Annotated in this window: 20 protein-coding genes and 2 tRNA genes; 15 read left to right on the plus strand and 7 right to left on the minus strand. The window is 68.7% G+C overall.

All coding sequences use genetic code 11. The features are described from left to right. The first annotated feature begins 112 nt into the window (after positions 1 to 112). The 6 genes from VFC33_17620 to VFC33_17645 all read left to right on the plus strand — a co-directional run bounded on the left by VFC33_17620 (position 113) and on the right by VFC33_17645 (position 8,447). Positions 113 to 688 carry a WxL domain-containing protein gene (locus tag VFC33_17620; protein ID HZR15059.1) on the plus strand — a complete coding sequence of 192 codons (576 nt, stop codon included), beginning with the start codon at positions 113 to 115 and terminating at the stop codon, positions 686 to 688. Between the two features lie 112 nt (positions 689 to 800). Next, positions 801 to 1,955, plus strand: a complete 1,155-nt coding sequence (locus VFC33_17625; protein HZR15060.1) for a DUF916 domain-containing protein — start codon at positions 801 to 803, stop codon at positions 1,953 to 1,955. 187 nt (positions 1,956 to 2,142) lie between these two features. Continuing rightward, a complete protein-coding gene (gene gyrB / locus VFC33_17630) occupies positions 2,143 to 4,047 on the plus strand; it encodes a DNA topoisomerase (ATP-hydrolyzing) subunit B (protein HZR15061.1) in 1,905 nt (634 codons plus the stop codon). Positions 4,048 to 4,155: 108 nt separating this feature from the next. Then, the gene (gyrA, locus tag VFC33_17635) at positions 4,156 to 7,863 is read left to right on the plus strand and encodes a DNA gyrase subunit A (GenBank protein HZR15062.1); all 3,708 of its coding nucleotides are present in this window, start codon (positions 4,156 to 4,158) and stop codon (positions 7,861 to 7,863) included. A 4-nt stretch (positions 7,864 to 7,867) separates the two neighbouring features. Further along, the gene (locus tag VFC33_17640) at positions 7,868 to 8,338 is read left to right on the plus strand and encodes a DUF3566 domain-containing protein (GenBank protein HZR15063.1); all 471 of its coding nucleotides are present in this window, start codon (positions 7,868 to 7,870) and stop codon (positions 8,336 to 8,338) included. A gap of 35 nt (positions 8,339 to 8,373) precedes the next feature. Continuing rightward, a tRNA-Ile gene (locus VFC33_17645) sits at positions 8,374 to 8,447 on the plus strand. 29 nt (positions 8,448 to 8,476) lie between these two features. On the opposite strand, the gene VFC33_17650 is transcribed toward VFC33_17645, so the two are convergent. Continuing rightward, positions 8,477 to 9,094, minus strand: coding sequence for a class I SAM-dependent methyltransferase (locus VFC33_17650; protein HZR15064.1), 618 nt, complete (start codon positions 9,092 to 9,094; stop codon positions 8,477 to 8,479). Between the two features lie 166 nt (positions 9,095 to 9,260). Here VFC33_17650 and VFC33_17655 point away from each other — a divergent pair, with 166 nt between their 5' ends. From VFC33_17655 to VFC33_17670, 4 genes are all read left to right on the plus strand, one after another. After that, entirely contained in the window at positions 9,261 to 10,022 is a 762-nt protein-coding gene (locus VFC33_17655) for an aquaporin (protein HZR15065.1), read from the plus strand. A gap of 63 nt (positions 10,023 to 10,085) precedes the next feature. Then, a complete protein-coding gene (locus VFC33_17660; GenBank protein HZR15066.1) occupies positions 10,086 to 10,223 on the plus strand; it encodes a hypothetical protein in 138 nt (45 codons plus the stop codon). Positions 10,224 to 10,239: 16 nt separating this feature from the next. Further along, the gene (locus VFC33_17665; GenBank protein HZR15067.1) at positions 10,240 to 11,250 is read left to right on the plus strand and encodes a hypothetical protein; all 1,011 of its coding nucleotides are present in this window, start codon (positions 10,240 to 10,242) and stop codon (positions 11,248 to 11,250) included. Then, positions 11,247 to 12,287: a kelch repeat-containing protein gene (locus VFC33_17670; protein ID HZR15068.1), complete on the plus strand. Its 1,041-nt coding sequence runs from the start codon at positions 11,247 to 11,249 to the stop codon at positions 12,285 to 12,287. Before VFC33_17665 ends, VFC33_17670 begins: the two co-directional genes overlap by 4 nt. Before the next feature lie 13 nt (positions 12,288 to 12,300). Here the strand turns inward: VFC33_17670 and VFC33_17675 are convergent, their stop codons facing one another. Next, positions 12,301 to 13,458, minus strand: coding sequence for a hypothetical protein (locus VFC33_17675; protein HZR15069.1), 1,158 nt, complete (start codon positions 13,456 to 13,458; stop codon positions 12,301 to 12,303). A 147-nt stretch (positions 13,459 to 13,605) separates the two neighbouring features. On the opposite strand from VFC33_17675, the gene VFC33_17680 reads away from it, so the two are divergent. The 4 genes from VFC33_17680 to VFC33_17695 all read left to right on the plus strand — a co-directional run bounded on the left by VFC33_17680 (position 13,606) and on the right by VFC33_17695 (position 17,862). Further along, on the plus strand, positions 13,606 to 14,418 hold the full coding sequence (locus tag VFC33_17680; protein ID HZR15070.1) for a thioesterase family protein: 813 nt from the start codon (positions 13,606 to 13,608) through the stop codon (positions 14,416 to 14,418). Positions 14,419 to 14,465: 47 nt separating this feature from the next. After that, positions 14,466 to 14,539, plus strand: a tRNA-Ala gene (locus VFC33_17685). Between the two features lie 180 nt (positions 14,540 to 14,719). Continuing rightward, entirely contained in the window at positions 14,720 to 15,616 is an 897-nt protein-coding gene (locus tag VFC33_17690; GenBank protein ID HZR15071.1) for a hypothetical protein, read from the plus strand. Between the two features lie 206 nt (positions 15,617 to 15,822). Beyond that, positions 15,823 to 17,862 carry a UvrD-helicase domain-containing protein gene (locus VFC33_17695; GenBank protein ID HZR15072.1) on the plus strand — a complete coding sequence of 680 codons (2,040 nt, stop codon included), beginning with the start codon at positions 15,823 to 15,825 and terminating at the stop codon, positions 17,860 to 17,862. Between the two features lie 296 nt (positions 17,863 to 18,158). Here the strand turns inward: VFC33_17695 and VFC33_17700 are convergent, their stop codons facing one another. From VFC33_17700 to VFC33_17710, 3 genes are all read right to left on the minus strand, one after another. After that, complete coding sequence (locus VFC33_17700) at positions 18,159 to 19,310, minus strand: site-specific integrase (GenBank protein HZR15073.1); 1,152 nt, start codon at positions 19,308 to 19,310, stop codon at positions 18,159 to 18,161. Beyond that, a complete protein-coding gene (locus VFC33_17705; protein HZR15074.1) occupies positions 19,307 to 19,876 on the minus strand; it encodes a hypothetical protein in 570 nt (189 codons plus the stop codon). The genes VFC33_17700 and VFC33_17705 overlap by 4 nt, the downstream gene beginning before the upstream one ends. Before the next feature lie 445 nt (positions 19,877 to 20,321). Beyond that, positions 20,322 to 21,056 (minus strand): ankyrin repeat domain-containing protein, encoded by a 735-nt coding sequence (locus VFC33_17710; protein HZR15075.1) that lies wholly within the window; start codon positions 21,054 to 21,056, stop codon positions 20,322 to 20,324. Positions 21,057 to 21,146: 90 nt separating this feature from the next. Here VFC33_17710 and VFC33_17715 point away from each other — a divergent pair, with 90 nt between their 5' ends. Further along, positions 21,147 to 21,722, plus strand: a complete 576-nt coding sequence (locus VFC33_17715) for a TMEM175 family protein (GenBank protein HZR15076.1) — start codon at positions 21,147 to 21,149, stop codon at positions 21,720 to 21,722. A 16-nt stretch (positions 21,723 to 21,738) separates the two neighbouring features. Here VFC33_17715 and VFC33_17720 read toward each other — a convergent pair whose 3' ends face one another. Together VFC33_17720 and VFC33_17725 are read right to left on the minus strand one after the other, a co-directional pair. After that, positions 21,739 to 22,188 (minus strand): VOC family protein, encoded by a 450-nt coding sequence (locus VFC33_17720; protein HZR15077.1) that lies wholly within the window; start codon positions 22,186 to 22,188, stop codon positions 21,739 to 21,741. A gap of 9 nt (positions 22,189 to 22,197) precedes the next feature. Further along, positions 22,198 to 23,262 carry an alpha-hydroxy acid oxidase gene (locus tag VFC33_17725; protein ID HZR15078.1) on the minus strand — a complete coding sequence of 355 codons (1,065 nt, stop codon included), beginning with the start codon at positions 23,260 to 23,262 and terminating at the stop codon, positions 22,198 to 22,200. Positions 23,263 to 23,306 lie beyond the last annotated feature (44 nt).

Raw genomic sequence — 23,306 nt, forward strand, 5'->3', positions numbered from 1 at the left:
CTCCTTCGAACCCCCTCCGACCTGCCGATTCTCCGATCAACGGCGCAGGAGCGTCGTCATACGCGCCGACCCGGGAACGGAGGTCCGGGTGCGCCCGATCAGGAGGATCACCATGTCCAAGACGAAGAGGGTGGTGCTCGGCCTCGCCGTCGCCACCTTGTTGACGGCCGTGTTCGCCGGACCGGCGGTCGCGGACGACAGCAACAACAACACCGCCACCGCCACGCTGAACGCGGGGTCGTTGTCGTTCGACAACACGATCGCGAAGCCCACGCTCGGCAACTTCGCGACGATCACCTTGAACGGCTCGCCGCAGCTCACGAGCGCTGCGCTGACCCGCTTCATGGTCAACGACGCGACCGGTAGCGGCTCCGGCTGGCACGTCGACTACACGCTGACCCAGCTGAGCACGGGCGGCGGCACGCCGCACACGCTCGCGACGGGCTCGGTCGACACGAAGGCTCCGGTCGTCACGACCGACCCGGGCACGACGTCGGCGGCCCCCAGCGTGTTCGACGCACCGGGTGTCGACGACGGCGCTGCGCACAAGGTCGTCTCGGCGGCGATCGGTGCCGGCATGGGCGTGTACCTCGTCTCGCCCCGCCCGTTCGTGCTCCACGTCCCCGCGGACGCCTACGCGGGCACCTACAGCACGACGGCGACGGTCGACCTCGTCACCGCCCCGTAACCAACCACCACTCGAGCACGCGGCCCCGGGTCCACTCGCCCGGGGCCGCTGCTCGCCGCCCGACAGAGGACAAGAGGGGAAGCAACGCACGATGCGCAGGCTCACGGCAGTGATGACCGTCGCCTTGGTCGCGCTCGTCGCGACGGCGCAGGCTGCGTCGGCGGGGAACACCAGCGACCAGATCGGCGCGGTGCCCGCGCCGGGCTCGGCGCTCGTGCAGACCGGCGGGTACTACCAGCTCGCGATGGCGCCGGGCGCGACGCTCACCCAGAGCGTGCGCGTCACGAACCCGAACGACCACGAGGTGGACGTGCGGCTCGCCGGTGTCGACGGCCTGACGTCGCCCGAGACCGGGTCGTCCTTCGCGAGCCCGACCGCGCAGCAGACGGCCGCGGGCACGTGGGTCACGCCGCGCGACGTCGAGTTCACGATGCAACCGGGTGAGACGCGTGACGAGCCGTTCACCGTGCACGTGCCGCTCGACGCGACGCCCGGTGTCCACCTCGCGGGGATCACGGTCTACTCGCCCGTCGCGCACTCGGCGCCGTCGGCGACCGGGCACTTCGGTGTGGTCGCCGACGTCCAGCTCGCGCGCACGATCGCGGTCGAGATCGACACGCCCGGCGTGGCGGTCGGGAACCTCACCGTGACGGGCGCGAAGGCGATCGCGAACCACAGCGGGGTGTTGCTCGGCCTCGACCTCGCGAACACCGGTACGGGCTACGCGCACGGCAACGGCATCGTGCGGGTCGACAAGACGCAGCTCGTCAAGGAGTTCAAGATCGACACGTTCGTCCCTGGCACGTCGATCACGTACAAGGTGCCGTGGATGGACGACGCCCGCGAGGGCACGTACCCGGTGCACGTGCATCTCGCGTGGGAGAACGGCAAGACGTTCGACTGGGACGGTGTCGTCACCGTCACGGGTGCGACGAAGTCCGCGCTCGCGAACGTCAAGCCGCACAACGACACGCAGACACCCGCGAAGCAGACGCGCTCCACGAGCATGTTGACGGTCGCGCTCGTCGCGGCGGGCACGGTGATCGCGCTCGCGGTTCTCGTCGGCATCGTCGTCGCGTTCACGGGTCGCCGCCGCCGCCGCCCGCGACGCGGCTCCCGCGCGACGCGCGTCGCGGGCGCGACCGCCGACGAGACCGTCTCGCGACAGGACCGTCGCCGTCATCGTCGCAACACGTCGCGCGGGCGTCACAGCCGCACGCGCGCGGGGCGCGGTCAGCCGGCGGGTCGCGGCGCACGACGCCGCTGACCCGGCTACCGCGCGCGGTCGGAGGAGCACGAGGGCGTCACACCCGTCTGGTACACTGACAGGAGTGGCAATACGGGCCCTGACCAGGTCTTTCGTCGGGTTTTCCACCTGACGCCCGCCGGTCGGCACCCCCACTCCGAAGGGTTCGGGCCCGGCCCTCGACTCCATCCCGACGAGGTGCGCGCGCGTGGCATACGCGGCAAAGGACATCACCGTTCTCAAGGGCCTCGAGCCGGTGCGCGAGCGCCCGGGGATGTACATCGGCTCGACCGGTCCGTCCGGGTTGCACCACCTCGTGTACGAGGTCGTCGACAACGCGGTCGACGAGGCGATGGCGGGCGAGGCGACCCGCATCGAGGTCACGTTGCTGGCCGACGGCGGCTGCCGCGTCTTCGACAACGGGCGCGGCATCCCCGTCGACAACCACCCGGACTACAAGAACAAGTCCGCGGCCGAGGTCGTGATGACCGTCCTGCACGCGGGCGGGAAGTTCGGCGGCGAGGGCTACAAGATCTCCGGCGGGCTGCACGGCGTCGGCGTCTCCGTCGTGAACGCGCTGTCGACGCGCCTCGACCTCGAGATCCACCGCGACGGCGGCAAGTGGGTGCAGCACTTCGCGAAGGGCGGTGTCCCCCAGGACAAGCTCACGAAGATCGGGCCGTCGAAGCGGCGCGGGACGATCGTCACCTTCTGGCCCGACCCGACGATCTTCGAGGACGTGGAGTTCCGCGCGCAGACGCTGCTCGAGCGGCTGCGCGAGATGGCGTTCCTCAACAAGGGGCTCGAGATCCGCTTCACGGACGAGCGTCCCGACCCGAAGGTCGAGCAGGTCTTCAAGTTCCCGGGCGGCATCGTCGACTTCGTGAAGCACCTGAACTCGTCGAAGGAGCCGTTGTTCAAGCGGGTCGTGTCGTTCGACGAGGCGTACGACAACGGCGAGATCGAGTGCGCGCTGCAGTGGAACACGGGCTACTACGAGGGCATCCACTCGTTCGCGAACAACATCGCGACGACCGAGGGCGGCATGCACGAGGAGGGCTTCAAGAAGGCCCTCACGAACGTGGTCAACAAGTACGCGCGCGCGAAGGGGTTGCTGAAGGAAAAGGACGAGAACCTCACGGGTGAGGACATCCGCGAGGGGCTGACCGCCATCATCTCCGTCAAGCTGCGCAACCCACAGTTCGAGGGCCAGACGAAGACGAAGCTCGGCAACACCGAGATGCGCTCGCTCGTCGAGAAGGCGATGAACGAGAAGCTGGGCGACTGGCTGGAGGAGCACCCGACCGAGTCGCGCCAGATCGTGTCGAAGGCGACGCAGGCCGCGCGTGCACGCCTCGCGGCGCGCCAGGCGCGCGACCTCACGCGTCGCAAGTCGCTGCTCGAGAGCGCGGCGATGCCCGGCAAGCTCGCCGACTGCTCCTCCCGCAACCCCGACGAGGCGGAGCTGTTCATCGTCGAGGGTGACAGCGCGGGCGGCAGCGCGAAGCGCGCACGCGACCCGTCGTTCCAGGCGATCCTGCCGATCCGCGGGAAGATCCTGAACGTCGAGCGGTCGCGCATGGACCGGATGCTCAAGAACGAGGAGATCCAGGCGCTCATCACCGCGATCGGCGCCGGCGTGGCCGAGGAGTTCGACGGCGACAAGATCCGGTACCACAAGGTGATCCTCATGACCGACGCCGACGTCGACGGTGCGCACATCCGCACGCTGCTGCTGACGTTCTTCTACCGCCAGCTCCCCGAGCTCGTGCGCCGCGGGTTCGTGTACATCGCGCAGCCGCCGCTGTACCGCGCGGATCTCGGACGCAACGACCGCACGTACCTGAAGGACGACGCCGCGCTGCGTGCGTTCGAGGCCGAACACGAGGGCCGCAAGATCGAGGTCAACCGGTTCAAGGGCCTCGGCGAGATGGACTGGCAGGAGCTCGGCGTCACGACGATGAACCCGTCGACGCGCACGCTGCTGCAGATCTCGGTCGAGGACGCCGCGATCGCGGACGAGATCTTCTCCACGTTGATGGGTGACGACGTCGAGGGTCGGCGCGACTTCATCCAGGAGAACGCGAAGGACGTGCGCTTCCTCGACATCTGATCGAGCTGTGCGCGGGTCGGCGCGGACGAAGCCGGCCCGTGCGCGGATGCGCGGGACGGGCCGGCCCGAGGGAGCCAAGGAAACCGAGTCGGGAAGGGGTGTCGGCGCATGCCCGACGACCAGCAGACGCTGGGCAACATCGAGCCCATCGAGATCCAGGAGGAGATGGAGCGCTCCTACCTGGACTACGCGATGTCGGTCATCACCGCGCGCGCGTTGCCGGACGCGCGCGACGGGCTGAAGCCCGTACACCGCCGGATCCTGTACGGGATGTACGAGGGCGGCTTGCGTCCCGACCGTCAGCACCGCAAGTGCGCGACCGCGGTCGGCGACGTGATGGGCAAGTACCACCCGCACGGCGACACCGCGATCTACGACGCGCTCGCGCGCATGGCGCAGGACTTCTCGCTCCGGTACCCGCTCATCGACGGTCACGGGAACTTCGGCTCCCCCGACCCGAACGACCGCCCGGCGGCCATGAGGTACTGTGTGACCGGCGACACACTCGTTCGTGTCGAGGGTGCGACGCGGCGCATCGACGAGCTTGCCGAGATCGAGCCCAACTCGGAGGTCGACGTCGACCTGAAGGTCCGCGACGAGTACGGCGATCCGGTTCGCGCGACGAAGCTGTTCCACAGCGGCGACCACCCGGCGCTGCGTCTGCGCACGCGTGAAGGGTTCGAGCTGACCGGCACCTCCAACCATCCGGTCCTGTGTGTCGAACGCATCGCCGGCGTGCCGATGCTCCAGTGGAAGCTGCTCGAGGAGATCGAGCCCGGCGCGCGCGTCGTGATCTCGCGTGCGCGCGAGCACGAGCTCGGCGAGCTCACCGACCGCGATCGCAAGCTCGCTCTGCTCGCGGGCGCGATGGTCGCCGAGGGTTGGGCAACGGAGAAGAGCGTCGGATTCGCGAACACCGATGGCGCGTACTTCGCAGCGGTCCTCGACGCGTTCGACTTCCTCGTCGGCGGGTATCGCCGTGTCCGGACGGTCGCACAACCGTCGGGCAAGGCTCTCTACCGCCTCGACACTCACTCGCAGCAGTTCCGTGAGAGCGGGATTGGTGAACTCGCAGATCTGCGCAGCGCCGACAAGCGGGTGCCGTCGTTCGTGTGGACCGCGAGCCCCGACTTCAAGCGCGTCTTCCTGCAGGCGCTGTTCGAGGGGGACGCCTCGTCGTCGCTGCACCCACGCAACAGCATCCAGGTCTGCTACTCGACTCGCAGCGAACAGCTCGCCAAGGACGTCCAGCTCCTGCTGCTCGAGTTCGGCATCGTCGCCCGTCAAGCGCACTACGCCAATGGCGAGATCGAGCTGTTCATCGGCAACCGCCGCGACGCCGCGCGCTTCGCCTCGTACGTCGGCTTCCTCGGCGCCAAGCAGGACAAGCTCGAGCGCGAGCTCGCGCAGGTCCCGGTCGGCCCGAGCACGCGCACCACCGACCGCATCCCGTTCGTCGCCGAGTACATCCGCGACGCGAGTGGTGCGCGCGGGGCCGACAAGAAGTGGCTCGAGAAGCACACGCTCGACGCGATCGACCGGTGGGACCGCGGCGAAGGCCGCGAGGTTCTCGCGCACATCCCGAGCGACGAGTGCCAGCGTGTCATCACGCCGCTCGTCGCGAACGACTGGTACTTCGCGACGGTCGAGTCGGTCGAGGATGCGGGCGTCCAACCGGTCTACTCGATCCGGGTCGACTCCGAGAGCCACGCCTTCCTCGCCAACGGGTTCGTCAACCACAACACCGAAGCCCGGCTTGCTCCGCTCGCGATGCAGCTGCTCGGCGAGATCGACGAGGACACCGTCGACTTCGCGGAGACGTACGACGGCCAGAACAACGAACCGGTCGTCCTGCCCGCGCGCTTCCCCAACATGCTCGTCAACGGGGTCGGCGGCATCGCGGTCGGGATGGCGACGAACATCCCGCCCCACAACCTGCGTGAGGTGATCGACGCGTGCGTCCACCTCATCGACCACCCCGACGCGACACCCGACGACCTCATGCAGTTCGTGCAGGGTCCCGACTTCCCGACCGGCGCGCTCATCCTCGGTCGTGCGGGCATTCTCGACGCGTACCGGACCGGTCGTGGCTCGGTGAAGATGCGCGCCGTCGCTGAGATCGACGAGGACCGCAAGGGCACGCAGCGGATCGTCGTCACCGAGGTGCCGTATCAGACGTCCGTCGAGGTGATCGGGCAGAAGATCGCCGAGCTCGTGAACGAGCGGAAGATCGACGGCGTGCGCGACGTGCGCAACGAGTCGTCGGGTGACTCCACGCGGCTCGTCGTCGACCTGAAGCGCGACGCGAACGCACAGGTGGTGATGAACCAGCTGTGGAAGCACACGCCGATGCAGACGAACTTCCCGTGCCACATGCTGGCCCTCGTCGACGGCGTGCCGCGTCTGCTCAACCTCCAGCAGGCGATCCAGGTGTACGTCGACCACCAGGTCGAGGTCGTCCGCCGCCGTACCGAGTACCGGCTCAAGAAGGCGCGCGACCGCGCGCACATCGTCGAGGGCCTGATCCGCGCTCTCGACATGATCGACGCGATCGTGGCGCTGATCCGCGGCTCCGAGGACGCCAACGCCGCGCGCGAGGCGTTGATGGCGGAGCCGTTCTCGTTCACCGAGATCCAGGCCAGCCACATCCTCGACATGCAGCTGCGCCGGCTCGCCCAGCTCGAGGGCCAGAAGCTGCGTGAGGAGTACGAGGAGCTGACCGCGACGATCGCCGAGCTCGAGTCGATCCTTGCCGACGAGCAGAAGCTGCGGGGCGTGATCAAGACGGAGCTCATCGAGGTCCGGGACGAGTTCGGCGACGACCGGCGCACCGAGATCACCTACGACACCGGCGACCTCGACGTGCTCGACCTCATCGAGGACGAAGAGGTCGTCGTCGTCCTCTCGCACAAGGGCTACGTCAAGACGGTCCCGGTCGACGCCTTCCGCCGCCAGGGCCGGGGCGGGAAGGGGGTCAAGGGCGGGAACCTGCGTGACGAGGACTACGTCGAGCACCTGCTCCAGACGACCGCCCACTCGTACCTGCTGTTCTTCTCGAACCGAGGCCGCGTGTACCGGCTGCGTGCCCACGAGATCCCGATGAAGGAACGCACCGCGCGCGGCACCGCGCTCGTGAACCTCGTCGCGCTCCAACCGGACGAGAAGATCCAGGCGGTCATCGACACGCGCACCTACGAGGAGGGCGCGTTCCTGTTCTTCGCGACGAAGCACGGCATCGTGAAGAAGACGAAGATGTCCGAGTACGACTCGTCGCTGCGGACCGGGTTGATCGCGATCAACCTGCGCGACGACGACGAGCTCGTGCGTGTCGTGCAGACCCGTGGCTCGGACGACATCTTCATGGTGTCGAAGGCCGGCATGACGATCCGGTTCAGCGAGGACGATGTCCGCGCGATGGGCCGTGCCACCGCGGGTGTGCGGGGCATGAAGCTGAAGAACGCGCAGGACGCGGTCGTCTCCTGCGACGTCGCGCGCGACGACGCGGTGATGCTCTTCGTGAGCTCGAGCGGCCACGGCAAGCGGACGAAGCTCGACCGGTTCAACCGGCAGGGACGCGGCGGGCAAGGTGTGCGCGGCATGCGCGTCACGGCGAGTCGCGGCGAGGTCGTCGCCGCGTTCATGGTGGGCGCGGACGACGAGATCCTCGTCTTCTCCTCGGGCGGCAATATCATCCGCATGGGAGCCAGCGAGATCTCCTCTCAGGGGCGGGACGCGACGGGCGTCCGGGTGGCCCGCCTCGGTGAGGGCGAGAACGTCGTAGCCGTCGCGCCGGTCCTGGAGGCCGACGGGGAGTAGGGACGTGGCCCGATTCGATGCAGCGGTCGACCCGGCGTCGGGTGCCGCGTCCAGACGATCGAAGAAGGCGGGTCGCGACGCGCTCCCGGTGAGCCCGGCGGCGCGCCTTCCCCAGCGCCGCTACCGCCAGACCGTGCAGAAGCTCGACCTGTGGTCGGTGCTGAAGCTGTCGCTGTGCTTCTACCTGTGTGGCCTGATCGTGACGATCGTCGCCGGTGTGGTGCTGTGGCTGATCGCCGACGCGTTCGGTGTCATCCACGACGTCGAGCACTTCATGGGCGACCTGCTCAGCTCGAAGGACTTCAAGTTCCTGTCGGCGCAGATCCTCGAGGGCACGATCCTCGTCGGTCTCGTCCTCGTCGCGCTGATGACGATCATCACCGTGGTCGCCGCCGCGTTCTACAACCTGTTCGCCGAGCTCGTCGGCGGCGTCGAGGTCGTGATCGTCGAGGACGACATCGGCCCGAGGATCTGACGCGACAGCCGCTCGGGTAACGTGAACGTCTCCCCGGGGCTATAGCTCAGTCGGTTAGAGCGCACCCCTGATAAGGGTGAGGTCGGTGGTTCGATTCCACCTAGCCCCACTGACTGACTGACTGACCGGACCGAACGGTCACGGCTTGGTCGCCCGTCCCTCGAACGTGTACCCGAAGGACTTGGGCTCGCCGTCCATGAAGTAGCGGTCCATCGACTCGACGGCGAACCCCGCGCCCTCGATCAGCTCGTCGATGCGGCGCGTGAGATGGCATCCGCCCGCGATCGGCTTCCACACCGGCTCGATGCGATGCTGCCACCGCGCGACGGCAGGGTCCGGCGCGTGGCCGTGCTCCACGAAGTGCAACGTGCCACCCGGCTTGAGGACGCGGCGCAACTCCGCCAACGCGGACTGAACGTCGGGGATCGTGCACAGGGTCCACGTCGAGAGGACCGCGTCGAACGCGCCCGACGGCAGATCGAGACGCTCACCGGTCAGACCGGCCGCGTCCACGGGGACCGCTGCCTGCTCGATCCTCGGTCGTGCGATGCGCATGCACACGCGCGACGGCTCCACGGCGTACACCTTCGTCACCTCGCCCGGGTAGTACGTCGCGTTGAGGCCCGTCCCGAAGCCGATCTCGACGACGTGACCCTTCAGGCCGGCACAGACGCGTGCCCGTACGTCGCGCATCCGCGCGACCGACATGACCTTGTCCTGCACGCGGGGGAGGATCTGCTCCCGGTAGAGGCCCATCGCTTCCTCCTGGTCGCGCGACTCGCGCGCGAAGGCTAACGACGCGCACCGATGATGGCGATCGGGTCGGCGTCGGGGTCGCGCAGCAGCAGTCGCCGCGAGGGTGATAGCACTCGACGGCTTGCGGCGCGATCATCCGCGGGTCGCCGGACGGGGAGGCGCGCCCGTGGACGGTCGGAAGCTCGTCGCCGAGTTCCTCGGCACGATGATGCTCGTGGTGTTCGCCGTCGGCGTCGCCACGTTGTCGTTCGGGTTCAAGTTCGCGGGCGCGAGCACCTCGGCCGGTGTCGTGACGACCGCGTTCGCGTTCGGGCTCGTGCTGCTCGCGCTCGTGTACGCGATCGGCCCGATCTCGGGATGTCACGTCAACCCGGCCGTCACGATCGGCTTCGTCGCGTCGGGCCGGATGACGATCAGCGAGGCGATCGGATACTGGATCGCGCAGTTCGCGGGCGGCATCGTCGGGGCCGTCGTGCTGTGGGCGATCTTCGAGGGGTCGCCCCAGTACTCGCGCTCGACGACCGGTCTCGGCGCCGACGGCTGGGGCAAGCACTCGCTCGTGCACATCAACGTGAGCGGCGCGTTCGGCGCCGAGGTCGTGCTCACGTTCCTGTTCGTCCTCGTCGTGCTGTCGGCGACGAGCTACGTCGCGTCGGCCGGCTTCGCCGGGCTCGCGATCGGGATGGCGCTCACCGTCGTGCACCTGCTCGGCATCCCGATCACCGGCACGTCCGTCAACCCGGCCCGGAGTCTCGGTCCCGCGGTGGTGCTCGGGGGTGACGCGCTCCGGCAGGTGTGGCTGTTCATCGTGGCGCCGCTCGTCGGCGGCGTCATCGCCGCGATCGTGCATCGGTACGTGCTCCTGCAGACGGAGCCCGAGCCTCCCGTCGCGGGCGGCGTCGAGCCGTCCGACATCACGATCAGCTGAGCGGGCGTCGCGCCCGCGAGGCGGGCTGCGGGTGCTCGTGTGCGTGTCGGTACACTCGCCGCCGTGAGGGTGTTCCGCCGGGGTCTGCTCGTCGCCGTCATCGCCGCGCTCGTGGGAGGCGTCATCCGCCTGCGCGGCACCGGAGGTGTCCCGCCGACGAGCGGCGGCTGGCGCGAGCTGCAGGGCCCGGACTTCCGCTGACGTCGGACGCCGCCCGATGACGACGCTCCTCCTGGTTGGTCTCGGCGCGGTCGGGGCCCGTGCCGCCCGCCAGATCATCGATACCCCCGCCGTCGACCGGCTGCTCGTCACCGACCGCAGGTCCGACCGGGCCGAGATGGTCGCCGACGCGCTGGGTGATCGCGTCGAGGTGATCGACTGGAGCGCGGATGCACCGTTGCCCGACGGCGTCGACGCGGTGGCCTGCGCGGCGAACGGCGATGCCGACCCGCTCGTCGCGGACCGCGCGCTCGAGGTCGGTGTCCCGTTCGCGTCGTCGTGCGACGACACGCGCATCCTCCACGACCTGCTTGCGCGTGATCGTGACGCACGCACGCGCGACGTCGCGATCGCGGTCGGCTGCGGGCTCGCGCCCGGCCTCTCCGATGTGCTCGCCCGCCACGCGGCCGGAGCGCTCGACACGGTCGACGAGGTCCACGTCGCGCGTGCGGGCGCGGCCGGGCCCGCGTCCGCGGCGACGGTTCGTCGCGCGCGACACGAGCACGCGCTCGAGTGGCACGACGGGCAGCTCGTCGAGTCGCGCCGTCGCGTGGGTGCGGAGCTCGTGTGGTTCCCCGACCCGATCGGCGCGCTCGAGTGCACGCTCGTGGCGAACGGTGTCGAGCTGCTCGCGTCGAGCTTCGCCGGGCTGTCGCACGTCACCGTTCGCTACGCGGAGCCGCCCGAGCAGCGGCCCGTGCTGCGATGGCTCCGCCCGCCGGTTCCGGGCGCGGGATGGGGTGCCGCGCGCGTCGAGGTATGGGGCAGCCGTGGTCGTGCGCGCGAGAGCATCGTGTACGGCGTGATCGAGCAGACGTCGACCGCCGCCGGGAGCGTTCTCGCGGTCACCGCGGCCGCGCTCGCCGGCGCGCTCGACGTGCTCGCCGAGGCGCGGCCGGCGGGTGCGCACAGTCTCGCCACGCTGGTGAGCGCGGTGCCGTTCCTCGGCGAGCTCTCGGCGCGCGGCGTGCGCGCCGCGGTGTTCGAGGGCGTCCCGGTCGCGTCGTGACGCGTCGTCGCGTGCGCGGCGCGGCGACGTGCGCCTCGTTCGTCGCGCTCGCGCTCGGCGTCGTCGGGTGCTCGAGCAGCGCGAGCAAGGGTGGGCACGGTGCGACGACCACGGGCGCCACCACGCGCGCGCCGTCGTCGCCGACGTCCACCACCGCCGCGCCCGCACCCGCCACCGTGCGTGTCTCCGTCGCGCCGTGGTCGTTGCCGCACGCGCTCGCGCGCGAGGTCGTGGTCGCGGTCGGGAACCAGCTCGTCGTGCTCGGCGGTACGTCCGTCGGCGGCACGACGGCCGCGGTCCTCGCCGTCGACGCGACGACGGGCGCGGCCCGGTCCGACGGGTCACTCGCGATGGCGGTGCACGACGCCGCCGGTGCTCTGGTCGGCGGACGGCCGGTCGTGTTCGGCGGCGGCTCGTCGGCAACGACGGATGCCGTGCAGGAGCTCACGACCGCGGGCGCGGCGGCGCGTGTCATCGGGCACCTGCCGACGCGCCGAGCCGACGTGAGCGCGGCGTCGGCGGACGGCACGGTGTACGTCGTCGGCGGGTACGACGGCACGAACCTCGTTCCCGACGTGCTCGCGACGAGCGACGGCGTCGCGTTCCGCTCGATCGCACGTCTTCCCGTCCCCGTGCGGTACCCCGCGGTCGCGGTCGTCGGCGGGAAGCTGTTCGTCGTCGGGGGCGCGACGAGCGGCGGCGAGAACGCGGGCGTGGACACGAACGCGGTGCAGGTGATCGACCTCGCGACCGGCGCGGCGTCGGTGCTCGCGCGCATGCCGCAGACGCGCTCGCACGCGACCGCGGTGACGCTCGACGGCCACGTGTACGTCCTCGGTGGTCACGTCGCCGGTAGCTGGACCGACGACGTCTCCGAGCTCGACCCGGCAACGGGTTCGCTGCACACCGTCGCGCACTTGCCGCGCGCGATCTCTGACGCGGGCGCGGCCGTCATCGGCTCGACCGCCTATCTCGTCGGTGGCGAGGCCGCGCCGTCGTCGTACGTGAACGGCGCCGTCGAGCTCGCCGTCGGATGAGCTCGACGACGGCTCAGCGGTAGTTGCCGGTGTGTCCGATGCTGTAGCGGCCGGGCTGCGGGAAGACGTCGAGCCCGTGCGGGCCGTTGCCGACGGGGATGGTGTGGATCACGCGGCCCGTCGCCGTGTCGATCACGTAGACCACCGAGTTGTAGCGGCCGCTGAGCCACAGCTGGCTGCCGTCCGCGGTCACGCCGCCCATGTCGGGCGATCCTCCGATGTGCCAGGTGGCGATCACGGAGCGGGTGGCGAAGCTGATCACGGAGATGGAGCCGGCCGCGCGGTTGCTGACGTAGAGCAGCTTGCCGTCGCGACTCGGGTACAGACCGTGCGCGCCCGACCCCGTCGGGATGAACTGCACCTCGCGCATCGTCGCCGGGTCGATCACGGACACGCCGCTTCGCGACTGGTTCGCGACGTACATCACGGTCCCGTCGGGCGACAGCTTCACGTCGATCGGTTGACCGCCGACCCGCAACGAGCCCGTGACGGTCATCGTGTTGACGTCGACGCGCTCGAGCCAGCCCGAGAACTCGCAGCTCGCGACGAGCTGCGACCCGTCCGCGGTGAAGTCGAGGTGGTCGACGCCCGCGGGGCCGATGGACACGCTCTTGATGAGCTTCCACGTGTGCGGGTCGCGGAAGTCGAGGCGGTGCAGGCGCTCCGCGACGACGATGGCCTTCGAGCCGTCGGGCGTGAAGTAGAGGTTGTACGGGTCCTCGACGGCGATAGGCGTGCCCGGCGCGGCCGTGCGCGGGTCGATCGGCGTGAGCGTGTTGCCACGGTCGTTGTCGACGTAGAGCGTGCGCAGGTCCCACGACGGCGTCACGTGCTGCGGGAGCGCACCTGTCGCGAAGTGCTCGATGACCTTGTACGTCGTCGGGTCGATGACGTCGACGGTGTTCGCCTCACTGTTGGGGACGTAGACACGCGTCGGCACGCCGGCGACCGCCGGGCTCAACATCCCCGCGCGCGTGTACGCGTAGACGTCGCCGTTGAACGGAACGGTCGTCGACGTCGACGACGCGACCGCGTGCGCAACGGTCGTGCTCGTCGCGTTGCCCTTCGCCGACTTCGAGGCGTGCGACCCGCCGCCCGACGAGCATGCGGCCAGCGCGACGGCCGCGACCGCGGCCACGACGAGGATTCGGCGGATCGGCGTCTCGGTCATCGGTTCCGTTCGTGTCGATGGGGACGCATACGTTGCCGCGCGCGCCCCGACGGCCGCCACGATGCAGCTGGCGGCGGGCGAAGCTCAGCCGAGCGGCGATGAGGCCGCGATGAGAGGGTGCTCGCGACGCCGATAAGTTGAGGAATCGTGGCGTTCGAGTTCGACGAGGACACCGCGGTCGAGCGGGCCGGCGACCGGTGGCGGGCGGACGTCTCCGACCGCTGGGACATCGGCGTCAACCCGAACGGCGGGTACGCGCTCGCGATCGTGGTGCGTGCGATGGCGGACGCCGTTGCCGCGCCTGATCCGTTGACCGTGACCGCGCACTTTCTCCGCCCTCCTGATCACGGCGCTGCGCACGTCGACGTGGACGTCGTGCGCTCCGGTCGCCGCTTCGCGACGGCGTCGGGCGCGCTCGTGCAGGACGGAAGGCCGCGCATCCAGGCACTCGCGACGTTCGGCGACCTCGGCGAGGTGCACGGCCCGACGCTCGTGGACGCGTCACCGCCCGAGCTGCCGCCGGTCGAGGAGTGCGTCCCGATCGTGAGCGGCCGACCACCGGCAGGCGTGGGCGCGCCGCCGACGATCATGCACCGCTTCGATACGAGGCTGCCCGAGTTGCTCGGCTGGTCGCGCGGCGAGCGGGGCGGTGTCCCGCGGATCGCGGGCTGGACACGGTTTGTCGACGGCCGTCCGGCCGATCTTCTGTCGCTGGTGCTGTTCGCCGACGGGTTCCCGCCGCCGATCCTCGACGTCGTGAGCGCGTCCTGGGTGCCGACGCTCGAGCTCACGGTCCACCTGCGCGGGCATCCCGCGCCGGGCTGGTTGCGGGCGGTGTTCCGGACCCGTGTGCTGCGCGACGGCCTGCTCGAGGAGGACGGCGAGCTGTGGGACGAGGACGGCGAGCTCGTCGCGATGAGCCGTCAGCTCGCGATGGTCCTGCCCGCGGAGTCCGGCTGAGGCCCGGACGCCGTTTCCCCGACCGACCGCTACGATCGCCGACCAGCGGGGACGTAGCTCAGCTGGCTAGAGCACCTGCTTTGCAAGCAGGGGGTCGTGGGTTCGAGTCCCATCGTCTCCACCGCGAAAGCCCAGGTCAGCAGGGTCGTCGCGCGTCCTGCCGGCGTGTCCACCCTCCGCCGCGCCATCCGCGTGCCACTTCCGTGCCACAAGACGGGGAGCCTACGCTCCCCGTCTCGAAGCGCGGGTCTGCCCCTTCCTAGTGATCCTGGGCAGAGCGCGAAGCTGTCGGGAGCGGAGCGTGGAGAGCGCCGACAACCCTGCACTGGGGGGATTCTCAGAGTGCGACGAGCTTACGGATCCCTTGCCTGTCAGGCAGGGCGACGTCTTCGTCTTCCTTGACGAGTACCAGGGCCCCTGGGCGCGCCTCGGCATCGTCGTTACTGCGGACTGCGACATCGCGCTGCACAAGCACGCAGGGATCCTGTCGTATGTACCTGTTCTGGAACTCACGGAGTACCTGCAGAGGTTCGTGCTCCCCCGGCAGTTGGAGCGTGCTTCGACGCCGGTCCTCGATGAGGTCCACAGGCGCGTGCGCGAACTGCAGGCGGAGCGGCGGCCTGAGTTCCCTGATCCGCTCGCGGACGACGCGATCGATCGCTGGGTGAAGGAGGCAGAATCGGCGCGCATCGCTGACGACCTCTGCGTTCCGGACGACGCGCGACCGTCCTTCGCAGAACTGATTGACCTCGCTAAGGGCTGCCTCACCGCCGGCGTCGGCGACTTTGATACGCAGTTCGAGATGCTCCGTACGCTTCGCGGCCGGGCGAGCCGCACAAAGAGGCCGGTAGGCGAGATCCTTTGGGATGAGATCCGTGAGCGCGTGCGGTCGCTTCCAGGTGACGCCTTCTTCTTGAACGCCCTAACGTCGACCGAGCGGTCGGGCTACGTCGCGTATCTTCGACTGATCCGCGAGATCAACGAGACGGAGATCGCGTTGCGGCCCCGCGATCTGCATATGAATCCCATTCGCGCGCGCCGGGTCGCTCGACTGCGGTCCCCTTATGTCTACCGCCTTACGCAGCAGTTGGCCCAGGTATTCTCAGCGATTGGTCTACCAACGGATTATGAAGATCAACGCGACAACACGGTGATGGCGCATTATGCGAGCCGACAAGTGAAGGCAGAGGACACGTAATGGGTCGCAATTGCGTATTTACCATCCGCTCACTCCAGGCCGTCCTGGAACATGGTGGCGATCAACGGTGGTTAGCTGAGCGGACCATTCCCAAGAATGGCGAGTGGGATGTTCTGTTAGTACATGGACCGACGGCTGATTTCATTCTGCATCGTTCAGACGATGCATCTTCGACCCGAACGATCGTATTCGCGCAGAACGAGCACTTGCTTGCCGGGCTCGCACCCGACGTATACCGCGTGGTACTTGAGCGCGTCCACCGCGTTGCCCTGGAGGCCGAGCATCCGCCCGTAACCCTGCCACTCGCGTGGAACGAGTATTGGCAGGACAACTTGATTGCGTTCTTTGCCTGTCCGCGCGACGAGGGCGCTCTGCGCTGGATCGCGGAGATACACCCACGAGGTAGCTGCGACGTCTGCTTCTGGCGGATCACGTCATCGAGTCATCAGACTGATCTCGCGCAGTTCTCGTCCGATTACTCCGCACTAGATCGCACCGTTGAAGAATGGAACGACGCCGTAGAGTCCGCGCGGCAGCGATTTGCTGAGCTTCCCGCGCCACCGGCCAGCGCTTCCGTCCAGAACGTTCTGGATCTCGACGCGGTGACCTTCGGTGCCGTGACGGGCCATCGCAGCTACTCGAGGTGGCTTCCGGAGCTAACTACACACCAGCGCGAGTTCGTCGAGAGTGCGACCGACCTTTCCATCAAGCTGCGAGGGCCTGCCGGTAGCGGAAAGACTCTCGCTCTCGAGCTCAAGGCGCTGCGCGAGCTTTACGGCGCTCGAGAAGCCGGGCTTTCTACGCGAATCTTGTTCGCGACGCACAGTTGGGCGACCGCTGAGCAAGTGGATCAGGGCATCAGACGCCTGGATGAGTCTGGCGATGTCTCGCCGATCGAGGTTTACCCACTGTTGTCGATAGCCCAGGACAAGTTGCCGGCTGAGCGGTCAGGCCATGGTTTCGACATTCTCGGCGAGGACAGCTTGAGCGGAAAGAAACTTCAGCTGGAACGTATCGACAACGTGCTGACGAGTGCCAAGCGGGGAGAATGGCTGTCTTACAGATCGAGGGTTTCCAGTCAGCTTCGCGAGCGGGTAGAGAGCGACCCCGGTTCGCGCGCGTTCAACGCGTTCGTCTGGGACCTGATGATCGAGTTCTCGTGCGTCCTGTCAGCAAACGGGATTCTCCCGAGCATCAATGCTGAGGCACAGTACCGACATGTGCAGCGGACGCCCTGGATGATGCCGTTGGAGACGGACGCAGACAGGGCCTTCGTGCTGAGCATCTACTCGAACTACGTGTCCGCACTCCGGGGCGAGGGCCTGCTGACGTCAGACCAATTGATCAACGACTTCCTGAACTACTTGGAGACATTCACCTGGAACATCCGTCGCGAGCACGAGGGGTACGACCTAGTGTTCGTCGACGAGCTGCACCTCTTCAACGAGCAGGAGCGCCTGGTTCTCCACTACCTGACCCGTGATCCCGATGTGTATCCCCGTATGTTCATGGCGCTAGACCCGCGGCAGTCTCCTGCGGAGATGTATGTAGACGTGGATCGGGCCGCGATCACACGCGGCGAGAGCGGCATGGCAGACGCGTTCCTTGGAACGATTAGGTCCATGGAGCTTTCGACGGTGCACCGGTTCACGCCGCAGATCTTGCATCTCGTGCGGCACGTTAACGACACGTACCCTGCTCTTGGGCTTGGCGAGGAATGGGAGCTCGACCTGTCAGCGGTCGAATCGAGCGCTCCTAGCGGTGAAACGCCGCGACTCGTCCGTCACGCAACGCGGGCCCTAGAGGCCGAAGGTGTCCTCGCTAGGGCCGTCGACTTGGCGAGGGGTGCGACGGGAGATGCTCGTGTGGCGGTCGTCGTCCTCGAGCCGTCGTGTTTGGAGCAACTGATCACCGCGGCTGGTAATGCCCGGTTGGGCAATGTCTCTGTGATTCAAGGTCGTGACGATATTGAGGCTTTGAGGTACACGCGCCGGAGCACTGTACTAGCGGCAGCCGAGTACGTAGGTGGACTGCAGTTCGATTCGGTGCTAGTCGCGGGTCTCCCCGACACACACACGGGTGTCGCGCACCTTGGGCACGTCCGGCGCAGATTTCTATCCCTGCTGTACTTAGCCATCTCTCGTGCAAGCAGGTACGTCGAGATTCACGTGAACGATGCAGACGGTGGCGTGCCGGACATCTTGGAATCTGCGATCTCGAATGGAGCGCTTACAGAGCTCGTATAGAGTCTTCGCGCGATCATGGCATCTCCGGACCAGCGTGTGAATGCAAGGCTATCGGTTCTCGATACTGAGGCGAAGGGTTTGCGCACTGGCTCAATACACTCGGCTGGCGCGCCTCGGGCGAAGTATTCGACGATGGAACCGCGCGCCTATTGGAAGACATCTCTGAAGCCGGAGATGCGAGCGGTCCACCAGAGTGTTAGCGTGAAGGGCTTGCGAGCGTCGCTCGCATGACTTTCGCGACATTCGCCGGGCCGCGCGCCGGCGACGGCCTGTTCATTTGGTTGGCTCCGGCGACATCATGCGAGCGGTCCGGAATGCTGGGCGTTACGGGGCTCGCGGGTGTTGCTCACCGGGATAGCGACGCTATCGAGGAAGGCTGCAATCGTCTGATCCTGTCCGTCCATGCGGTGCTGGTACCGGAGGGCGGCGGCTGCTGACGCGTGGCCGAGGCGGTGCATGACGGCACGGAGCGGGGCACCGCTGGCGGCGGCCAGCGTCGCGTTGGTGTGGCGGAGGTCGTGGAAGCGGACGCCCTCGACTCCCGCCTTCCGGCACGCGGGCAGCCACACTCGCCTTCGGAAGTTCTCCCGTCGGAGAGGGGCGCCGTCAGGCATCGTGAAGACGAGGCCCTCGGTGCCGGGCTCGCTCCATCTCGCCAGGTGCTCGACCATGACGTCGCAGATGAACTGCGGGAGCACCACGGTCCTCGTCCCCGCGCTCGTCTTCGGCGGGCCCCACACGAAACGGCCGTTCACCTGGGTGCACTGCTCGACGACGCGGACCGTCTTGTGCAGCGGGTCGAGGTAGCGCCTCCGTAGGCCGGCGAGCTCGCCCCAGCGGAGGCCGCTGTACGCGGCCAGAAGCACAAGCGCTTGCCACCTCGGCTCGACTGCTTGCGCGATCGCGCTGACCTCTTCGACCGTCGCGCAGCGCATCTCGGGCAGCCGCTCGGTGCCGGCGCCCTTGACTCGGCACGGGTTGCGCAGGATCAGGCCCGCGTCGAGGCCTGACTCCATGACTGTACGGAGCAGCTTGTAGGTCTTCGCGACGCTGTTCGCTCCCATCCGCGTGTTGGCGTGTCGGTCCGCGATCCAGACCTGGACGTCGAGCGTCGTGATCGAGCCGACGGCGCGCTCGCCGAACGTCGGCAGGATGTGGTTGTCGAGCAGCGTCCGGTAGATGTACTTCGTGGACTCCCGCAGGTGCTGCTTCGTCATGTACCACTGCTCAGCGACGTCGACGAACAGGACCTCGCCGCGCTTCGGGTCGTGCCACACGCCGCGTGTCATGTCGGCCTCGAGGATCGACAACCACCGCGCCGCGTCGGTCTTCGTGGCGAACGTCGTCTCCGCCGTGCGGTAGCGGTTTGTCTCCGGATCGCGGTACCGCGCTTGCCACCGACCCGACGACAGCTTGCGGATCGCGCCGAACCGGCGCCGGCCGTTCACTGCCCGCCGCCTTCGTGACGCTTCGCTTCACGCTCGACCAGGAGACCGACGAGCCGGCCGGCGGACACGTCCGCGTCGAGCGCCAACGCCCGGAACGCCGCCCACGTCTCCTCGTCGACGAACAGCCGCGCGAACCGACGTTCAGGCGTCCGTGCAGGCGAGCGTCGAGGGACCACGCGGTCCTGTACAGCGCGATCGACGAGCTGCGCGACCTTGTCGCCCATCGCGAGGCGCTCCCAGTACGCGGCGCCCTTCACCGTCGCCCACGCGGCGGCGTCGACGTCGATCTTCACCGGGTGGTTCGGACGGCGCCGTTCCGTCGCGGAGTCGCGCTCCGACTCCCGCCGGCGTCGATTGCGGATCGCGTCGGCCTTGCGCGTCAGGCGTCGTCGTTCGATCGCGCCACGCCGCAACGCTTCGTCGTACTCGTACGCGGCGTCCGCGAGCGCCATCGCGTGCTCGTAGCGCGCCACGTATCGGCGCGTGAACTCGTCGACCGACTCGGTCCGCGTGCGATCGACGCCGGGCTCGGGCTCCAACAACGCCGCCGCGTCGTCGAGCATCACGGCCGGGTCGAGCGTGCCGTCCCGCGTGCTTCGCGTGCTTCGGCCGGTGCCGGTAGCGGCACCGGCAAGTCTGTAAGAGAGCTTCGGGGCGGATTCAGGCGCGCGCGTGAACAGCGCGTCGCGGTCGTCGGGGTTCGGGTGCATGTGCGTCTCCGTAGTGGTCGACGGTGATGGCACCCGAGGGGAAGCGCGTGATGCAGCTGACGCGCGACCGATCGGGTGCCCGTCGTGCCACTTCCGTGCCACTACGGACGGCAACTCGGGGTGACGCGAGGGCACTCAGCGGTAGCGCCCAGCCCCGCTGACCAGCACTTCCGCGAATACGCCCTACTCCCAGAACCGCCTGATCGCCGTTTGCAAGCAGGGGGTCGTGGGTTCGAGTCCCATCGTCTCCACGTGAAGCCATGAGACAGCCGTAGTCGCTGACCACGGCGCGCCGCGCCCGTCACTTGTCGAGGAGCAACTCGCGGATCCGGTTGCTGGACGCGGCCGCGGCGACTGTCTTGCCTCGCGAATCCGTGTCCGCCGGGCTCGCTCCGTGTTCGAGAAGGATGGCGATGACCCGGGCCTGCTCCTCCTTTGCCGCGTCCGTCCCCGAGTTGCTTCGGCCCGTGTTCTGGACGGCGAGGTGGAGCGGCGTCGAGCCGCTCTTGTTCTTCAGTCGCGGATCCGCGCCGTGTTCGATCAGGGCCCTCACCGTCGACGAGGAGCGAGTCCTCACCGCTCGATGGAGCGGAGCGACGCCGCTCTTGTCGAACGTGTTGGGGTCGGCGCCTTTGTCGATCAGATAGACGACGACGTCCCGCTGCGCATCCGGATCCCACCGCGGCGCGCCCGGACTCCCGTCGGCGGCGTAGTGCAGTGGTTCAGCTCCTCGGCGGTTCCGCGCCCGCACAGCCGCGCCGCGTGCGACGAGCGACTCGGCGATGTCTCGTCGGTACGCGGCCGCTGCGATGTGCAGCGGTGTGTCACCCCGATACACGTGACGACGGATCTCGGTGAGGAACCAAGTGTCGGGGTGTTCGCGGCTCGCGCCGATCTCGACCGCTCTCGTCGCGAAGTCGGGCGATCGGTCCAGCTGGCGCGCAATCTCGTCGTCATCTCGCGCCGCGATCGCGCGAAACAGCGCAAGCAGCGACTCGTCGTCGGATCCGCCGCGTCGCCCACCCGACGTCGTCACCCACTCAGGTTGCCCGGCGGCAACGCACGACGCCAGCGAGACCCCGCGCGACGCCACGGCGCGACGCCACGGCGGCAGTACCCTCCGCGTGTGCCGAAGGGGCGGCTCGAGGCCTTCAGCGATGCCGTCATCGCGATCCTCATCACGATCATGGTCCTCGACCTGAAGATTCCGCACGGCACGCACCTGCACGCGCTCCGTCCCGACGTCCCGATCGTCCTGAGCTACGCGCTGAGCTTCGTCATCCTCGGCATCTACTGGAACAACCACCACCACATGCTCCAGGCGACCGAGCGCGTCAACGGCACGATCCTGTGGGCGAACCTGCACCTGCTCTTCTGGCTCTCGCTCTTTCCCTTCGGGACGGCCTGGATGGGCGAGAACCACTTCGCGTCGCTGCCGACCGCCGGCTACGGCGTCGTGCTGCTCCTCGCCGCGATCGCGTACTACGTGCTCCAGTCGTGCATCGTCGCCATGCAGGGTCCCGACTCCGTCCTGCGCGACGCGATCGGCCGCGACGTGAAGGGCAAGATCTCACCCGCGATCTACGCGATCGCGATCCCGCTCGCCTTCGTGAACCAGTGGATCGCGGTCGCGCTCTACGTCGTCGTCGCGCTCATGTGGCTCGTGCCCGACCGTCGCGTCGAGTCGCGCCTCTCCAGCTGACGGCCGACCTCTCCGCCTACAACCACTGCGCGAGCTCGACCACCGCGTGGCCCGGCCCGTCGAGGAACACGAGCTTGCGGTCCGCGAACACCATCGGCGTGTTGCGCGCGTGGAACCCCGCGTCCGCGAACGCGGCCGCCGTCGCGTCGAGGTCGCTCACGCGGAAGCAGATGTGGTTGAACCCCACGCGGTCCAGGTGCCCGGAGCCCGCGTCGCGCACGGCGTGCGGATGGTGGAAGCGCAGGAGTTGCACCTCCTCGTGCGGCTCCGCGCCCGGAACGCTCAGCGTCACGTGGTCCGCCTCGAGCCCCGAGATCCCCATGTACGCATCCATCTCCGGGCCCGAGATCACGACCGAGCGCGTCACGCGGAAGCCGAGCACGCCGAGGAACCGCGTCGCCTCGTCGAGGTCGGTGACGAGCAGCGTCAGGTGGTCGAACCGCACCGGCTCCGCGGCCTGAGGCACGCGCGGAACCTAGCCCCGATCGGTGACGACGACGTCGCGCGCGACGGCCGCCGCGGACGTCTGACCGGTCAGCGCCATCGCGTTGTGCAGCTCGGTGCGGAACCGCTCGACCAGCGCGAGCACGCCGGCCTCGCCGCCGATCGCGAGCGCCCACAGGTACGGCCGCCCGATCGCGACGGCGCCCGCGCCCAGCGCCAGCGCGCGCAGCACGTCACGCCCGTCGCGCACGCCGCCGTCGACGAGCACCGGGATCCGGTCCGCGGCCGCGTCGACGATCCCGGGCAGCGCGACCGCGGTCGGCACGACTCCTTCGAGCTGCCGGCCGCCGTGGTTCGACACGATCACCGCGTCGACGCCGTGCTCGACGGCCCGCTCGACGTCACCGGGATGGAGCACCCCCTTCACGACGACCGGCACCTCGATCCTCCGCCGGATGCGCGCGACCGCCGCCCAGTCGAGCCCCGGCCACAGCGACGCGTTCCCACCCGTCGTGAACGCGCCTGCGTCCGCCGACGCTGCGAAGCGGCTCATCCCGCGCGTCCGGATGCCGCCGACGGGCGCGTCCGCCGTGACGACGATCGCGCGGCAACCCGCGCCGACCACGCCCGCGAGGACGCGATCGCTCACGTCGGCGTCGGCCCCCGGGTAGCACTGGAACCAGATCGGCCCGTCGGACGCGCGCGCGACCTCGTCGAACGGCAGCGTCGCCGACTGCGACACGATCGGGACGATGCCCGCGCGATGGGCGGCGCGCACGACCGCGGCCTCCCCGTCCGGGTGGGCCCAGCCGTTGAACGCGCACGGCGCGAGCAGCAACGGCATCGACAGCGACGTACCCAGCACCGAGGTGCGCGTGTCGAGCGCCCGCACGTCCAGGAGCACGCGCGGGCGCAGGTACCACTCCCTCCACGCGCGCTCGTTGTCGTGCACGCTGCGCTCGTCGCCCGCGCCCGACGCGTAGTACGCGTACGTGTCGGCATCGAGCACGTCACGGGCGACGGCCTCGAGCTCATCGCGGCTCGGAAGCTGCACGGTGTCGCCGTCTCCGGCCGACGACGGGACGCCGCGACTCATCGCGGCGGAGGCTACGCCGGCATCACGAGAACTTCACGACCGGC

It is taken from the genome of Acidimicrobiia bacterium, from assembly GCA_035651955.1.
Lineage (GTDB): Bacteria > Actinomycetota > Acidimicrobiia > IMCC26256 > JAMXLJ01 > JAMXLJ01.

Bases quoted from the DNA above. Each gene is read 5' to 3' on its own strand.
- VFC33_17620 (HZR15059.1), top strand. From the start codon at position 113: ATGTCCAAGACGAAGAGGGTGGTGCTCGGCCTCGCCGTCGCCACCTTG.
- VFC33_17625 (HZR15060.1), top strand. From the start codon at position 801: ATGACCGTCGCCTTGGTCGCGCTCGTCGCGACGGCGCAGGCTGCGTCG.
- gyrA (HZR15062.1), top strand. From the start codon at position 4,156: ATGCCCGACGACCAGCAGACGCTGGGCAACATCGAGCCCATCGAGATC.
- VFC33_17650 (HZR15064.1), bottom strand. From the start codon at position 9,094: ATGGGCCTCTACCGGGAGCAGATCCTCCCCCGCGTGCAGGACAAGGTC.
- VFC33_17665 (HZR15067.1), top strand. From the start codon at position 10,240: ATGACGACGCTCCTCCTGGTTGGTCTCGGCGCGGTCGGGGCCCGTGCC.
- VFC33_17675 (HZR15069.1), bottom strand. From the start codon at position 13,458: ATGACCGAGACGCCGATCCGCCGAATCCTCGTCGTGGCCGCGGTCGCG.
- VFC33_17725 (HZR15078.1), bottom strand. From the start codon at position 23,262: ATGAGTCGCGGCGTCCCGTCGTCGGCCGGAGACGGCGACACCGTGCAG.